Here is a 14,413-nt window from a genome sequence, read left to right as displayed (position 1 = left end):
CGTAAGGGAAACCGCCTTTGAGTTCCATCATGAGTCGAAGAACGTGAGTGCATGGTCGCCTCTGCCCCGGCGCCGGGCTGGTGGCGGGGCGGCTTCTTCATCGCCGAAGGCCACGTCGGCCGTCTCCCGTGAACAGTGTGTCCTTGAGGAGTGCCGCAGTTCGCGCGAGGCGGTCGGGGTCGGTGAAGGCCCGCATGCGGGCGTCCTCATGGACGTTGAAGTCGTCCCAGGTCAGTACGCGTGGGCCGCCGAGCAGCCGGTGGGCTGCGATCAGCAGATCGCGGTCATCGGTCCGGGTGAAGCCGCGGCGCCTGGCTTCCTTGCGGTCGCCGCGGCGCTGGGGCCGGTAGAGCAGGCGGGAGCATGCGCCGTGCTGGTAGCAGGCCAGTGCGGCGATGGAGATGCGCCGCTGGGACCGGCCACGCACCTGGATCACCGGTGTGTGGCCGCGTTTGGCCCAGGTGCGGGTGGTGGGCGGCGTCATCGAGAAACCGGCCTCGTCCTCAAAGGCGATCCAGCCCTCGAGCGCCGCCGCGGCGCTTCCGCCTGCGGCCTCGTGTCCTTCACCCAGCCGGTGACCACGTCCTCATCGCGATCCAGCGCCCGCCGTGCCGGCCATTGGCGGCTGAACCCGTGGCGGTGCAACATCTGCGCGATGGCCGACAGGGTGAGGGTCTGGTGGAACCGGCGCCCGATGAGCGTCTTGGTCCGGGCCAAAGTCCACGTCCGGTCCTTCCAGCCGTGGGCAACCGGCCCTTTGGCCAACTCCGCCTCCAGGGCGGCGAATCGGGCCTCGCTCAGCTTGGGGCGGGCTGCTGGCCCCGAGCCGGCCCCTTGGAACGCAGGCTCTGGTCCCCGCCGTCCCGCCAGGTCCTGCGCCAGCGCCGCACCGAGCGGACACTGACGCGGAGTTGCTTCGCCACCTGCGTGTCGTCCTGTCCGGAGGCGAACAACTCGGCCGCCCGCGTGCGGATGCGCTCGCGAACGGCAACCAACACCTGTCAGCCCCTCTACGGCATCGCGGCAGCAAGGTCAGTGACCGGGGAGCGCCAGGTTCACCGGCTGCTGGCTGACCCCGCGTTCGGCGGCGGCCCGCTTGTTCGTTCCGCCCTCGGCACACCGCAGCACGATCTTCGCGCGGAGGGCCAGGTGCTGCCCGCTCTTCGCCCGCCTCGCCCACCGTGTCAGCTCGGCCGGCTCCGCAGCAGACAAGACGACTTCAACAGCGCAAGGCCCCGCGAGAGAGAAAGACGCCGGCTACTTGCGCCTCTGGTCTCCGGTGCACGCTAGAGCGAGGGGTCGGTGGACAGGCCCTCCAGCTCGCGCACCCGCTTGATCACCTCAGCGATCGAGCTCAGGCTCTCGGGGGAGAGACCTGCCGCGCGCAGGGCCACGTCTTGTACTCCGGCACCACGCAGCGCGACGAGGAGCGCGAGTTCCTCGTCGACGCTTCGGGATGTCTCATCGTCGAAGAAGTACGCCGGCGGGACGCCGAAGAATTTCGCCAGCGCTTCCAGATGGCGCAGGGTCGGGTTGTCCCGCTGCCCCTTGCGCAACAGCCAGATGTAACTTCCGGAAATCGAGACCCCGGTCGCAGTGATCGCCTGTGCAGCCTCTTCTGTGCTGTACGGCTCGCGTCCCGCCGGAACCACGGTGCGGAACAGGTGATTGAGCTTGTCGGCGAGGGTGCGCTTCGGCGAAGCGGTGGCATCGGGCATGGCTACCCCTCCCTCGCGACGAGCACCGCCATCGTAGCAGCACACTGGTGTGGATGCCTGGAGGAGTTGAAATGCACACCAGTTGACAGCTCCGAGGGGGCCGACCTAGCCTCCCACTGTCGCCAGCTCTTCTGATGTATCAATCGTCATCCCTTCAGTTCGCTCATGAGTCGAAGGCCGGGTGGCATCGCCTCCGCTCACAAGCGTCTCCTTCGCCGCTGAGAGAGGGACTCTATGTCGTCCGACGGCACCTCCGCCAAGGCCGCACCCGGCGCTTCAGCCAAGAAGCCCGCACCCGCCCTGGGGGCCGAGCGGCTGCTGATCGTGGGAACGGGCGCTCTGGCCGTGATGCATCTTCCGTTCTGGATGAACTGGCTGCATGTGAACTACCCCGATCTGGATGTCCAGTTGGCCCTCACGCGCAGCGCTGAGCGCTTCGTGAGCCGCGAGGGGCTCACTGTCATGGGCAGCCGCGAAGTCATCGCGGACGTGTGGCCGGACCAGCCGGAGACCAGCGCCCTGCACGTACGCCTCGCCGACTGGCCGGATGCCGTCGCTGTCTACCCCGCAGGCATGGACTTCATCTCCCGGATGGCCGCGGGAGCCGCCAACACTCCCGTCCTCATGGCGCTGCAGTGCACCCGCGCCCCCGTGGTCATAGCCCCCTCGCTGCCGCCCCACGCGGAACTCAACCCTGCCCTGCAGGACAACCTGCGCCGCCTGGGCGAGCGGCCCAACACCAGCGTCGCCCCAGGACAGCCGGGCCGCAGCTCCACCAGCGGGGACAAGGTCCTCATGGCACCCCCGCTCTGGGCCGTGCTCAGGCTCCTGGAACAGCAGCGGCAGGCCATGGCCGCACCCGCCGAGCCGGCCACCGCCCGCGAGCCCGTCAGGGCTGACGCGCCAGCTACGACCTGAGCGGCACGGGACCTCTGCCGCACCGTATCGGCCCCCGACCCCGGATGGTTTCCTGTGTTCGAGTTCCAGCAGCTCTACTGTCTTGCCGACCCGGTCTTCTACGACGACGTGGCGCGCTGGCGCGAAGGCCGCGGATACTTACCCGACGCCCGCCCGGCCCTCGCCGAGCGGGCCGTGCCACAGGGCTGGTCGCGAGACGACCGCGGCTTCTGGGTGGTCATGCGGCCAGACCGTCATGTCATGCCCGAGCAGGGCTGGAAGGTGCACGTCTCGGCAACGCTGGACAACGCCGACCGGCTCGCGGAAACCGTCTGGGACTACTGCGTGGCGCACGGCATCGCGTTCAAGTACCTGGGCAGCCGCAACACCCATCTCGCGCTCAACTTCAAGTACGCCCCCCGTGGCGCCAGCGGCAAGATGATGACCGTCTACCCGCAGGACGAAGACGAGCTCCGGCGTCTGCTGGAAGACCTCGGCGGGCAACTCGAAGGAGCAGAGGGGCCGTACATCCTCAGCGATCTGCGCTGGGAGCAGGGACCGCTCTACGTCCGCTACGGCGCGTTCCGTGACATGCACTGCCTCGATGTGACCGGCCGGCAGGTGAAGGCCTACCGCGCCCCCGACGGAAGACTGGAGCCCGACCGCAGGGGACCCGTCTTCGCCCCGCCGTCCTGGGCGCGCCTGCCCCCCTTCCTGGAAGCACAACTGGCCGCCCGCAAGGGGGGCGGGGGCGAGCACCCCTACCGGGTGCGCAGGGCTCTGCACTTCTCCAACGGCGGCGGCGTGTACGAGGCCGAGCGCACCACGGACGGACGCACCGTGGTGCTCAAGGAGGCGCGACCGCACGCGGGACTCGACCGCCACCAAGAAGACGCCGTACGCCGCCTGCAACGCGAACACTGGGCCCTGACCCGCCTGCAGGGCGTGTCCTGCGTCCCGCAATGCCTCGACTACTTCGTCATCAGCGGACACCACTTCCTGGCGCAGGACTTCGTCGCCGGCCAGCCCCTGACGGAATGGACGGCGTGCAACAGCCCCTGGCTGCTGCGCGAGAACCCCACCGCGCCGCCCGACGCGGACAGCCTGAAGCGCTTCACCGAGCGCGCGCTGCGCGTGTGCGACGCCGTGGCGAAGGCCGTCGAGGAACTCCACGCGGCCGGCGTCGTCTTCGGCGACCTCCACCCGGGCAACGTGATGGTCCAGGACGACGACTCCGTGCGCCTGATCGACTTCGAGTTCGCCCGTGACATCACCGAGCGCGCCTATCAGCCCGGTCTCGGCGCAACCGGGTTCGCCAGCCGCGGCAAGCGCGGCGCGGATATCGACTGGCACGGCCTGGCGGCAGTGCGCATCGGGGCCTTCGTCCTGCTCAATTCCCTGACCCGGCTCACCCACGCCAAGACCCAGGAACTGGTCCGCATCATCGAGGACGGTTTCCCTGTTCCGCCCGGCTGGGGCGCCGACATCCTGTCCGAGCTCGACGTTGCACACGAACGCATCGACCTCCCCGCGGCCTGTGCGGGACCGCTGCGCGTACCACTGGATGAGAAGGTCACTGACTGGGAGCCGGTCTGTTCCTCCATGGCGCGGGCCATCGTGCGCTCGGCCACTCCCGATCGGACAGACCGGCTCTTTCCTGGAGATCCCGAGCAGTTCGCCACGGAGGCCGGCGGACACGGATTCGCCCATGGCGCCGCCGGTGTCCTGTGGGCCCTGGCCGCCTCGGGGCAGGGCCGCTTCCCGCACTTCGAGCAGTGGCTGGTGGACGGTGCGCGGACATTGCGCGAACCGGGCCCCGGCTTCTACGAGGGCGCCTCCGGCATCGCCTACGCCCTCGACGAGCTCGGCTACTCGGACACGGCCCTGGACCTGATGGAACGGCACGTCCTGGACGCCGAGTTGCCAGGGGCTCCAGGCCTGCACTCGGGGCTGAGCGGCATCGCCCTGAACCTGCAGCACCTGGGCGAACGGCACGCCCTGGCCGCCTATCTGGAACGGGCCACCGCCCTCACCGAGCAGGTCGCCGCCGCCATCGGCTCCGCCACGCGCTCCGGCGAGCGGCATGAGGCCGGGCTGCTGCACGGCTGGTCGGGAGCCGCCCTGCTGATGCTGCGCCGCCACCAATACGACGGCGACGAGCGGTACTTGGACCTTGCCGTGCGGGCGCTCCGTCTCGACCTGGACTCCTTGGTGACCCAGTCTGACGGCTCCCTGCAGTACGAGGAGCCCGGCGTGCGCACCCTCGGCTACCTCGACACGGGCAGTGCGGGCATCGCCCTGGTCGCCCACGAGGTCCTGCAGCACCACGCGGACGCCCGCCTCGCCGAGAGCCTGCCCCAACTGGTACGCGCGTGCTCCCCCGAGTATGTCGTCCAGTCCTCGCTGTTCCGAGGGCGCGCGGGACTGCTCGCCACCGTGGCCCGCATCGGCGCGCAGGAGAGCGGCCCGAACCCGCGCTCCCTGACCGAGCGGCACCTCCAGCGCCTGCACTGGCATGCCATCCCCTACCACGGGGAGGCGGCCTTCCCCGGAGTGAAGAATCTGCGGCTCTCGATGGACCTGGCCACGGGCACGGCCGGCGTCCTGCTGGCCGTGTCAGCGGCCACCTCGGCCGCCCCCTTCCTGCCCTTCACCGAGAGCAGGTCTGTCGAGGCGTGAGCAGGTGCAGCCGTAGGGGGCTGCACCTGCTCAAGGCCGGGGATCGGCGCCATGACGTCCCCCGAACTGGCCATTTCATCGTGCCACGCACCAGCCTCCCGCGACAGAGCCCGGCTCTCCTACGCCCGTGCCACGAAGATATGAGGAAGCGTGACATCCATCATCCGGCCTCCCACCCACCCGCCTGTCAACAGCCCGGCCAGTGGGCTTGGTGCACCGACTGGAATCGTCGGTAGCGCCGCCATGGCCCCTGGCCGGTCCGTGTCCCCTCACGTGCCGGCCCCGGGCCTGGACACGAGCGATGAAGAAATCGCCTCACGAAAGGGCATGCGCAGCCGTCGCTGCCGGGAAGAAGGCGTGCGCTCCTGGCAGTCGTGCGTCGCCGCGGCTCGCATTGCGCTCAAACGGGCACGGGCACGCCCGGCCGATGCCGACGTCATCATCGTGGCCGCCTTCACGCCCGGCCAGCCGCTTGCCTCAACGGTCCTGACGATGGAAGAGCAGCTCGGCGCGGGCCGGGACCGGCCGCTGGACAGCCACCAGGCGGCCCGCGCGGCCCGCGCGGGCGGAGCCTGCGGACCGCTGCCCGCCAGCCGCCTGCTGAGGACCGACGGCCTCGAGGCCATCCTGGTCATCGGCGCGGAAACCCTCCCGCGCATCACCGATCCGGAAGACCGATGTACGAGCGTGTCCTTCGAGGACGCCGCCGGGGCCACCGCCGTGCAAAGAACCCCGCCCGGTACCGGCCCGCTGTCGTGGGACTCGAAGCCTTCCTGCGGCATGCCCATCCCCCCAGGCGGCAGCGGCCGAGACGCTACCGCCACCACCGTCTGCGCCACATCGCCCCTGGCGTTCTCGACCGCCTCCTGCGCGAGCCGGCCGCGCAGGGAAGCGCCCTGCCCGGGTGATTCCGCTGCGCCATCGCCCAGCGCGATCACGTCGCGTTGGCGCTCTGTCCAGCAGGGACCACAAAACCGTTCCACTCGGGCGCAGCCAAGGCCTCGGGGAGGCGGGCGGCACCCGGAATCACGCGGCAGAGCCGCCCGGCGGCCCTGCCGCGTGACACCAGACCGGCACATGATCGCCCCTGGCGGCTTGCGCTGCCCGGGGGCGCCGGCGCCTGAGGACTTGCGCCGCGATCGTGGCGCGCCCGGCATCAGGACAAGGGCGAGTGGGCCAAGGTCACCGTGCGGCTGCGACGGGGCGTGCACGCCGTCTCCGCCGCCGGGCCGGCACTCCCCCAAGCCGCCGCCGAGATAGGCGACGTGGCGGGTACGTCATGCCCAGCATCAACCGGGTCGAGCACTGCTCACCGGCTCTCGGCTTCGCCCGCCTTTGCGCGCAAGATGCGGGGGCCCGATTCAACTGTCCCGGCTGCAACACCTGAGCGGGCAGCGGAGATTATCAAGCACCAATGAAACCTCCCCCTTCAGCCTTTTCCGGTGCGTCAATTCAGGTGTCCGCCGGTAATTCCGCATGCCCGAATTCGAGAAATTCCATGACGGATTCGATTTTTCAGATAATCTCGTACACGTGCTTGACTCTCCGAATCCCGGCTCCTAGATTCTTACCTGTCGGCGAGCGGCCCTGAAGGGAAAGGAGTTGAAATGTCAGTCTTAGAAAAGCATGCGGTTTCGCTGTTTCACTGTCTGCCGCAGACGGCGAAGAAGCCAGGGAGCTTTTTCCATGCGCCATCCGTGAGGATGAGGACAGTCTGCGATCTCGCGGCTGACTCCCGCAGGTCACGCCCGCCGTCAGCACGCGCCACCGAGCCGTTCCCGGGAGGCGCGGATGAAAAAGAATCCGGAAAAATCTTATCCATTGGGTTTCCTCCGGTAGATCCGCCATCGTCACCTGCGGGCCGCCGATGCGCGGCCGCAACGCGGCGAGGCAGATCGCGGAACAGGCTCCGGGAACCATCGCCATGATGACCGCGCACCGCGTGGAGCGGGCGTTCGGCGCACGCGGCCACTGTCCCGCGTCCGCCCCTCCAGGCACCCCCAGGACCCGCGCGCCGCGTCGGCCGAACCGGCCTGAAGCGCAGCCGCCACCGACCCCACCGGGCCCCGCCCGGATGGGGCACCCCCAAGCGGGGGCCGCCAATCCGAGCGGCCTCACCGATACCCAGAAAGGAGGTATGGCCATGGACCTGACCAACATTCTCGAGCTGCAGGGCGAGGAGATCGTCGCCGAGGGCGTCGAGCTTCCGGCCAGCACCGGCAGCAGCACCTGCTGAAGCTGATCGCCGCTCGAAGCGGTGACTTGGGTGTGTGGACGCGGAGATGCGCCATGTCGTCCGCGTCCACACACCACCCCCTGAAGAAAATAATCAGATCCGTGTTGATGCCGCGGCCCAGAGCGAGTGCGCCGAGGCGCTTGAGTGACGGGCTGCCGCTCTCGACGGCGGCTCCATTCCGGAGCGGAAGCCCCAGGTCGGCAATGGAGGAGCGGGCATGACCGGAAGTGAAACAGGTAGGCCGGTTCAACCGGAATTCGCATTCATTCCCGTGGTTTCCGTGGCGGATGAGGAAATGCTCGACAGAGCAATTTCCCAGCCCTTCTCCTACGTGTCCACGGAGGGACCGGTATGGCGCACCGCAGCCGGGCGACGGCGCGTCGTACAGGACGAGCGCTCCTCACATCTCATCGTCCGGGTCTCGGACCAGGTGGTCGGCGCGGTGACCTGGTCCCCCGGCCAGACCCCGGGATTCTTCCGGCTGAACGTCACCTCGTGCGACGACGCGGCGTGGACGCCCCGGTTGGCCGAGCTCTCGATCGGGCGGGCGATGTCCTTCCTGCTGCGCGCCCGTGAGGCCAGGCGGGTGGAACTGCTGGTCGCCACCTACAACGAGGTGCTGCTCGACTACCTCGCCACGCACTCCGCCTTCGAGATAGAGGGCGTTTTGAAGGACCGTTTCTTCATCGACGGACGGTACTGGCCGGCCGTCGTCTGCTGCGCGGACCTCGCTGCCTTTCCGATCGGGGAACGGCCGGACGGGATGCACCGCGAGGAGCTCCTGCGCCGCGTCCGCAAGAAGACCCTCCAAGACCTCACGGTGTCCCACGACGGCACGTCGTGGGCGGTATGAGGAGGAAACACCATGGACTCCCCCCCCACGTGATGGATCCGCGGGGCACCGAGAGCGCCGCCGAGGGCGCGGAGCTGTCCGCGAGTACGTCCAGCGACGGCTGCTGACCCCGGCGCGGGTCGGTGTATCACCATACGAGAGGAGACCTCGTGCCCAGATGGGGACTCGCCCCGGTCAGTCCGCGCAGTGTCAGCCTGGCTCTGCCCGACCGGGTCGTCACCAACGCCGAACTGTGCGAGGTGCTGGACACCACGCCGGAGTGGATCGAGGAGAAGACCGGTATCCGGGAGCGGCGGTTCCTCGGAGACAACGACAACATCACCGAGCTCGCGGTCGAGTCGGCCGACAGGGCGCTTGCGCTCGCCGGGCTCGAGGCCAGGGACGTCGACGTTCTCGTCGTGGCGAGTACGACCCCTGATTGGCTGATGCCCTCGCTCGGCGTCATCATCGCGGACCGGCTGGGCATCGCCAGCCCGCGGATCGTGGACATCACCCAGCACGCCTGCGCGTCCTCCGTGTACGCGATCTACACCGCGGCGTGCCTCGTGCAGGAGCCGGGATTGGAGAACGCCCTCGTCGTCTGTGCCGAAGGCTTCTCCCGCGCCACCGGCCCGTACGACCGGACCACCCGCATCTTCTTCGGTGATGCCGCGGCGGCCGCGGTGTTCAGCAAGACCGAGGCGTCCGCGGGGCTGCTCAGCTACGACCTCGGCAACGCCTTCTCCGACGCCGTCCACATGGCATCGCCCTCGCAGCTGGCCCACGAGCGTGCCGTGATCGGGCGTGAACTGCACAGCCAGTACCTGCAGATGGACGGCCGGGTCGTGCTGCGGGAGGCCTCCACCCGGGTTCCCAAGTCGATTGCCGAGACCCTGGCCGCGGCCGGTGTCGAGGTGCCGGACGTCAGCGGGTTCGCCCTGCACCAGGCCAGCGCCAGGCTGGTGCGGCTCATCGGGCACGCGGTGGGCGCGGACCCGGACCGGGTGGCCGTCACCGCCGACGCTCTCGGCAACACCGGCGCCGCCTCGCCGCTCACCGCCCTGCGCAGGCTCGCCGTCGACGGCCGGGCCGGACAGGGCGACCTCATCGTGCTGGGGGCCATCGGCGCCGGGTTCCTGTGGGGCTCGATGTGTTTCAAGCTGCCGAACGACATCAGTGTGGAGTGACCGTGGAAAAACTGCGTGAGGTTTTCGTCTCGATGTTCGAGGACCGGGTGGGCGATCACGGCCCGGCTGACGACACCGTCGTCTTCGGCAGCGAGAGCGCCTACGGCCTGGAGTCGATGGACACCCTGCGTTTCGTGTCGGCGTTGCTTCCGCTCTACGGGGACAGGGTCTACGACCTGAAGGTCGAGGGCATCACCACGCTCCAGGCCCTGCACGAGCAGCTCGCAGGCGAGTGGCGCAAGCCATGAAAGGTCTGCTGTGCGAGCTGCATCCGCTCTCCGAGGCCGAGTTGGGCACGGTGGCTCAGTGGCTGGGCGCCACGGAGTGCGAGGCACTGTTGCGAGGAACGTCCAGCATGCTGGTCCGGCAGTCCCGGTATGCGGCCGTCGAAGCCGACGGGGCACGCGCCGCGCTGGTCACGGACACCAGGGGCACCGTTGTGGGGCTCGTCCACTGGTGGCGCCTCGGGGAGGGCGTGTACGAGGTCGGCGGCGCGACGGGTGAACAGCGCCTGTGGGGAACGGGGATCGGCATCGAGGCGGCCGTGCTGCTGGTCGACTACCTCTTCGACGTCATGAACTGCCGCCGTGTCGAGTTCACGGCCGGTCTCCACAACGACGCCACGCTGAACCTGGCGCTCAGCGACGGCGACGGCCTGCCGTTCGAAGCGGTGTGCCGCGACTACTTCCAGACGGCACACGGCACCGTGCCGGCCGTCAAGACGGCCCTGACCAGACAAGAGTACGAACGGCCGTATCCGCACTACCAGCCTCGCGTCGGTCGCCGGCTGGACCGTGGGCGGCTGGCGGAGCGCGCCGAAGCCATGGCACAGCGTATCGACATCCGCGTCATCGCGGACCGTGTGAGCGGAGAAGGATGATGGGCGAAACGGAAGCGGCGGCCTACCGCAACGTGCTGGTCGTCGGCGGCACGAGCGGTCTGGGGCAGGCGGTGGCGTGCGAGTTCGCGCCGCTGGCGGAACGGGTGCATCTGACCTACCACGACCGGCGCGACGCGGCCGAGAAGACGGCCGCCGCGGTCTGCGAGCACGGCGGGACACCGGTCGTCCACCAGCTGACCCTGCCCGACCCCGACCCCCGGGCCACGAGCGTGCGCCGGCTGCTCGGCGACATCACCCCGTGCGACGTGGTCGTGAACTGCGCAGTCACCAATCACGCCGCCGTGGCCACCGTTTCCAACGCGGAGCAGTTCAAATCGGTCATCGACGCCAATATCTTCGGCGCCTACCAGGTCAGCTCGGTCTGTGCGCAGGCGATGGCCGCGACCGGCGGCGGCAGCGTGGTGAACGTGTCGTCGATCCTCACCAAGCGCTACATCGTGGGGGCGATCGGATACATCACCAGCAAGGCGGCCATCGAGGCGCTGACACGGGGATTCGCCCGCGAGTGGGGCAAGCTCGGGGTCCGGTGCACGGCCGTCTCACCCGGCCCCATCAGGGACAGCGGGCAGCTGAGCACCGTCCCCCCGGAGGCCCTCGAGGAGATCATGGGCGGCCCCGACTACATGGAGCGGCTGCTGGCGCCCCGCCGGGTGGCTTCGGTCATCCGGCAGATCACCGGCCCCGACTTCTGCGCGGTGAACGGCGAAGTCATCGTCGTCGACGACGGGTTCTCGCTGTGACCGGCACCGGCGCCTACATCTTTCCGTCCCAGGTCTTCCTCGACGCGGACATCCGCCAACGCTGTCTGGAGTCGAAAGCGCTGCGGATCCTGCTGGACCTGGCCAGTGACACGCTCTCCATGGACTTCCGCGCCATCTTGCGCGACGGCTCGGAGGAGGAGGCGAACGACCCCCGCTTCCGCCGCCCGCTGATCAACATCATGGGAATCGCCGGCTACCGGGAGGAGGTGCGCCGGCGGGACATGCAACCCGTCTGCGTCACCGGCATCAGCCTGGGATACCTCAGCGCGGCCGCGGCCGCGGGCTGGGTGTCGCTGGAGGACATCGTGCGGATGTCCAACACCATGGCCGCGATAGAGATCGAAGCCTTCGGCCCCACCGACTACCGCAGCGTCTTCTTCTACAACGGCGATCACGTCAAGGTGTTCGACGCACTGCGCGCCGACGGCATGGAATCCCTGCTCCACATGTCGGTCGTGGTCTCGGGCAACCAGTTCATCGCGGCCTGCCGCGAGTCGGACATCGACGCGATGAAGCCGGCGCTGATGCGGGCCGGCGCCCTGTTCAAGGTGATTCCCTACAGCTTCCCGGGGCACTGCGACCTGATGGGCGACGTGCAGGAGTCGTTCACCAAGGAGTGGACGTTCAAGGACCCTTTCGGCAATACGACGGTTCCGCTGGTCAGCATCAACGACTGCCGCCCCTACACCAGTGGTGAGGCCGTCTGGCAGCTGACGAAGGAGCAGTACACCACGATCCTTGACTGGCGCGGCGTGCTCGACTACCTGCACGGCCTGGAGCTGGACTCCTACGTGGTGCTGGAGCCCTCCGGTTTCGTGGTGAAGTCCATGAAGCTGGACCCGGCGTGCGGGCTGCGGCCCGAAGTCGGCGGGGTTCTCGATGGCGTCTGAGCGGGCCCTCGTCCTGCCCGGGCTGGTGCCGCTCACCGAGTCCGCCGTATCCGCCGTCCTGGACCGGCGCGACGGCCACCTCGAACTCGCCGCCCGCAGCTGCCGGTTCGACCCCGACGAGGTGGACCGGGACCAGGGCAGCACCGGTCTGGCCTCCACCGTGCACGAGGCGCTGCTCGCCGTGGCGGTGATCCGGCGGACGGAGCGGGAGAATGGCCGCTGGGTGGCGTACGGGGGGATGAGCGCGGGCTGCCTGCCCGCGCTGCTGGCCGCAGGCGCGATCACCGAGGAGACCTGTTTCCAGCTCATCTGGGAGATCAACTCCCGGCAGATCGCCGCGAACCGGGTGCGCCGCAGCGGCTCCACGCTGACGGTCCTCGCGTCATCGCAGGGAGACGCGCGCCAGCTGACCGAGGCGCTGCGGATGCGCGAGGAGTCCGCCTGGCTCTCGGTCGACCTGGGCAGCGGCCTGGTAGCGGTGAGCATGCGCAACACCGAGCCGGAGACGATCGGCCCGCTGCTCAACAAGCTCGGAGTGTCCGTCATGGACACCATCGACCGGGCCGAGCACTGCCCCTACGCGGTGCCTGGGCCGCAGGAGTTCACCGATCTCCTCAAGGAGACGGAGTTCCGCACCGCGGAGGCGGCCGTGGTCTCTCCGCTCACCGGCAAGCCGGTGGAGAACTCCCCGGACGCGTTCCGGCGGATGCTCGTGGAGCAGTGGTTCGACACGGCGAGCCTGCCTCGGCTCGTCGAGGGCCTGTGCGGCGTCGACCGGGTGCGTGCCGTGGACCTGGTCGCCCCGGAGAAGTCGGTCTACGTGGCCTGTACGCGCAGGCTGCTCCAGGACCAGGCGGGGCACCGGTTCCTGCGGCTGCCGGGCTGACCGGAAGGACCCGCCCGGCACCGCGTGCACCCCCACACCACCTCACGTGCACCCCCCACACACAGCCTGCGGATGGCGCAGGAAAGACAACGACGGAAGGGCTGCCATGACCGCGATCGCCGGTACACCGGTGGTGAACTCCTGGAACGAGTGGGACCACCTGAAAGAGGTGGTCGTCGGTTCGGCGGACGGCGCGTGCTTCGAGCCGACCGAGCCGGGCAACAGGCCCCAGGTCAGGGGCCGCGAGGGAGCCCCGTTCCCCACTGGAGGCAAGTCCGCGGAGGCGGTGGCGCAGGCGAATGCGGAACTCGACGGGCTGGCCCGGCTGCTGGAGTCCCGTGGGGTGAGCGTGCGGCGCCCCGGCCGGCACGACTTCGGCAGGGCCCTGCGCACCCCTCACTTCGAGGTCGCCAACCAGTACTGCGCGGTGTGCCCCCGGGACGTCATGATCACGGTCGGCAACGAGATCGTCGAGGCGACGATGTCGCGCCGCGCGCGGTACTTCGAGTACGAGCCCTACCGGCACCTGGTGTACGAGTACTGGGAGGCGGACCCCAGGGTCGGATGGACGGTGGCGCCCAAGCCGACGATGTCCGATGCCATGTACCGGCAGGACTTCTGGGAGTGGCCGGTCGATGAGCGCCACCGGCGGATGCACAGCTCGGAGTTCTGCATCACGCAGGCCGAAGTCGTCTTCGACGCCGCTGACATGAGCCGGTTCGGCCGGGACATCATCGTCCAGGAGTCGATGACGACCAACCGCGCGGGCATCCGCTGGCTGAAGCGGGTCCTGGAGCCCAAGGGCTTCCGTGTCCACCCCGTGCACTTCCCGCTGGACTACTTCCCCTCCCACATCGACTGCACCTTCGTGCCGCTGCGCCCCGGCCTGGTCCTCACCAACCCCGACCGGCCGATCCGGCAGGACGAGCTGTCGCTGTTCACGGACAACGGCTGGGAGCTGATCCAGGCGCCGGAGCCGGTGCTGACGAACGACGAGATGCCCCTGTACTGCCAGTCCTCGAAGTGGCTGTCGATGAACGTGCTCAGCCTCTCCCCGACCACGGTGATCTGCGAGGAGCAGGAGAAGCCGCTCCAGGACCTGCTGGCCGATCAGGGGCTGGAGGTGCTCACCGTGCCGTTTCGCAACGTCTTCGAGTACGGCGGCTCCCTGCACTGCTCGACCTGGGACATCCGCCGGGACGGCACCAGGGAGGACTACTTCCCCTCCGCCGTGTACGAACCGCTGGTCTGAAGAGGCGCTTCGTAGCGGGACCCCGGGCCTCGTCGGCCTGGTGCCGGGGGGCGGGGCGGTAGTGGCGGTAGCGGATGCGGCGGAGGGTGCGGTCGAGGTGCGCGTTGTCGGCGAAGGCGGCAGCCGCCGCACCACTGCCCGTGCGCTGCGCGCGGCATCTTCAGCCGGCTCCTT

14 protein-coding genes and 1 pseudogene are annotated in these 14,413 nt (G+C 69.2%); 11 read left to right on the top strand and 4 right to left on the bottom strand.

Going from position 1 to position 14,413, the window contains the following annotated elements; genetic code table 11:
* Window positions 1-97: 97 nt before the first annotated feature.
* From OG453_RS43975 to OG453_RS43960, 4 genes and pseudogenes are all read right to left on the bottom strand, one after another.
* Window positions 98-484 (bottom strand): hypothetical protein, encoded by a 387-nt coding sequence (locus OG453_RS43975; protein ID WP_266874438.1) that lies wholly within the window; start codon window positions 482-484, stop codon window positions 98-100.
* Window positions 481-998: pseudogene (locus OG453_RS43970) on the bottom strand (winged helix-turn-helix domain-containing protein). Before OG453_RS43970 ends, OG453_RS43975 begins: the two are co-directional and overlap by 4 nt.
* A gap of 34 nt (window positions 999-1,032) precedes the next feature.
* Entirely contained in the window at window positions 1,033-1,212 is a 180-nt protein-coding gene (locus OG453_RS43965) for a hypothetical protein (protein WP_266874437.1), read from the bottom strand.
* A 74-nt stretch (window positions 1,213-1,286) separates the two neighbouring features.
* Window positions 1,287-1,718, bottom strand: a complete 432-nt coding sequence (locus OG453_RS43960) for a helix-turn-helix domain-containing protein (RefSeq protein ID WP_266874436.1) — start codon at window positions 1,716-1,718, stop codon at window positions 1,287-1,289.
* 234 nt (window positions 1,719-1,952) lie between these two features.
* Between OG453_RS43960 and OG453_RS43955 the strand changes: the two genes are divergently transcribed.
* The 11 genes from OG453_RS43955 to OG453_RS43910 all read left to right on the top strand — a co-directional run bounded on the left by OG453_RS43955 (window position 1,953) and on the right by OG453_RS43910 (window position 14,239).
* The gene (locus OG453_RS43955) at window positions 1,953-2,636 is read left to right on the top strand and encodes a flavoprotein (RefSeq protein ID WP_266874435.1); all 684 of its coding nucleotides are present in this window, start codon (window positions 1,953-1,955) and stop codon (window positions 2,634-2,636) included.
* A 54-nt stretch (window positions 2,637-2,690) separates the two neighbouring features.
* Entirely contained in the window at window positions 2,691-5,294 is a 2,604-nt protein-coding gene (lanKC, locus tag OG453_RS43950) for a class III lanthionine synthetase LanKC (RefSeq protein ID WP_266874434.1), read from the top strand.
* A gap of 243 nt (window positions 5,295-5,537) precedes the next feature.
* A complete protein-coding gene (locus OG453_RS45465; protein ID WP_353962315.1) occupies window positions 5,538-6,554 on the top strand; it encodes a hypothetical protein in 1,017 nt (338 codons plus the stop codon).
* 1,271 nt (window positions 6,555-7,825) lie between these two features.
* The gene (locus tag OG453_RS43945) at window positions 7,826-8,383 is read left to right on the top strand and encodes a hypothetical protein (protein ID WP_266874433.1); all 558 of its coding nucleotides are present in this window, start codon (window positions 7,826-7,828) and stop codon (window positions 8,381-8,383) included.
* 149 nt (window positions 8,384-8,532) lie between these two features.
* A complete protein-coding gene (locus tag OG453_RS43940; protein WP_266874432.1) occupies window positions 8,533-9,549 on the top strand; it encodes a 3-oxoacyl-ACP synthase III family protein in 1,017 nt (338 codons plus the stop codon).
* 2 nt (window positions 9,550-9,551) lie between these two features.
* Window positions 9,552-9,797, top strand: a complete 246-nt coding sequence (locus tag OG453_RS43935) for a hypothetical protein (RefSeq protein ID WP_266874431.1) — start codon at window positions 9,552-9,554, stop codon at window positions 9,795-9,797.
* The gene (locus OG453_RS43930) at window positions 9,794-10,429 is read left to right on the top strand and encodes a GNAT family N-acetyltransferase (RefSeq protein ID WP_266874430.1); all 636 of its coding nucleotides are present in this window, start codon (window positions 9,794-9,796) and stop codon (window positions 10,427-10,429) included. The genes OG453_RS43935 and OG453_RS43930 overlap by 4 nt, the downstream gene beginning before the upstream one ends.
* A complete protein-coding gene (locus OG453_RS43925) occupies window positions 10,429-11,190 on the top strand; it encodes an SDR family NAD(P)-dependent oxidoreductase (protein ID WP_266874429.1) in 762 nt (253 codons plus the stop codon). The genes OG453_RS43930 and OG453_RS43925 overlap by 1 nt, the downstream gene beginning before the upstream one ends.
* Window positions 11,187-12,101 (top strand): hypothetical protein, encoded by a 915-nt coding sequence (locus tag OG453_RS43920; RefSeq protein WP_266874428.1) that lies wholly within the window; start codon window positions 11,187-11,189, stop codon window positions 12,099-12,101. The genes OG453_RS43925 and OG453_RS43920 overlap by 4 nt, the downstream gene beginning before the upstream one ends.
* Window positions 12,091-12,987: a hypothetical protein gene (locus OG453_RS43915; RefSeq protein WP_266874427.1), complete on the top strand. Its 897-nt coding sequence runs from the start codon at window positions 12,091-12,093 to the stop codon at window positions 12,985-12,987. The genes OG453_RS43920 and OG453_RS43915 overlap by 11 nt, the downstream gene beginning before the upstream one ends.
* A gap of 106 nt (window positions 12,988-13,093) precedes the next feature.
* The gene (locus OG453_RS43910) at window positions 13,094-14,239 is read left to right on the top strand and encodes a glycine amidinotransferase (protein WP_266874426.1); all 1,146 of its coding nucleotides are present in this window, start codon (window positions 13,094-13,096) and stop codon (window positions 14,237-14,239) included.
* Window positions 14,240-14,413 lie beyond the last annotated feature (174 nt).

This window comes from Streptomyces sp. NBC_01381 (assembly GCF_026340305.1).
Classification (GTDB): domain Bacteria; phylum Actinomycetota; class Actinomycetes; order Streptomycetales; family Streptomycetaceae; genus Streptomyces.
The sequence above is the reverse complement of the archived record's forward strand: the minus strand, read 5'-3'. Positions and strand labels throughout refer to the sequence as shown.

Bases quoted from the DNA above. Each gene is read 5' to 3' on its own strand.
- OG453_RS43975 (WP_266874438.1), bottom strand. From the start codon at position 484: ATGACGCCGCCCACCACCCGCACCTGGGCCAAACGCGGCCACACACCG.
- OG453_RS43960 (WP_266874436.1), bottom strand. From the start codon at position 1,718: ATGCCCGATGCCACCGCTTCGCCGAAGCGCACCCTCGCCGACAAGCTC.
- OG453_RS43955 (WP_266874435.1), top strand. From the start codon at position 1,953: ATGTCGTCCGACGGCACCTCCGCCAAGGCCGCACCCGGCGCTTCAGCC.
- OG453_RS45465 (WP_353962315.1), top strand. From the start codon at position 5,538: ATGGCCCCTGGCCGGTCCGTGTCCCCTCACGTGCCGGCCCCGGGCCTG.
- OG453_RS43945 (WP_266874433.1), top strand. From the start codon at position 7,826: ATGCTCGACAGAGCAATTTCCCAGCCCTTCTCCTACGTGTCCACGGAG.
- OG453_RS43930 (WP_266874430.1), top strand. From the start codon at position 9,794: ATGAAAGGTCTGCTGTGCGAGCTGCATCCGCTCTCCGAGGCCGAGTTG.
- OG453_RS43925 (WP_266874429.1), top strand. From the start codon at position 10,429: ATGGGCGAAACGGAAGCGGCGGCCTACCGCAACGTGCTGGTCGTCGGC.
- OG453_RS43915 (WP_266874427.1), top strand. From the start codon at position 12,091: ATGGCGTCTGAGCGGGCCCTCGTCCTGCCCGGGCTGGTGCCGCTCACC.
- OG453_RS43910 (WP_266874426.1), top strand. From the start codon at position 13,094: ATGACCGCGATCGCCGGTACACCGGTGGTGAACTCCTGGAACGAGTGG.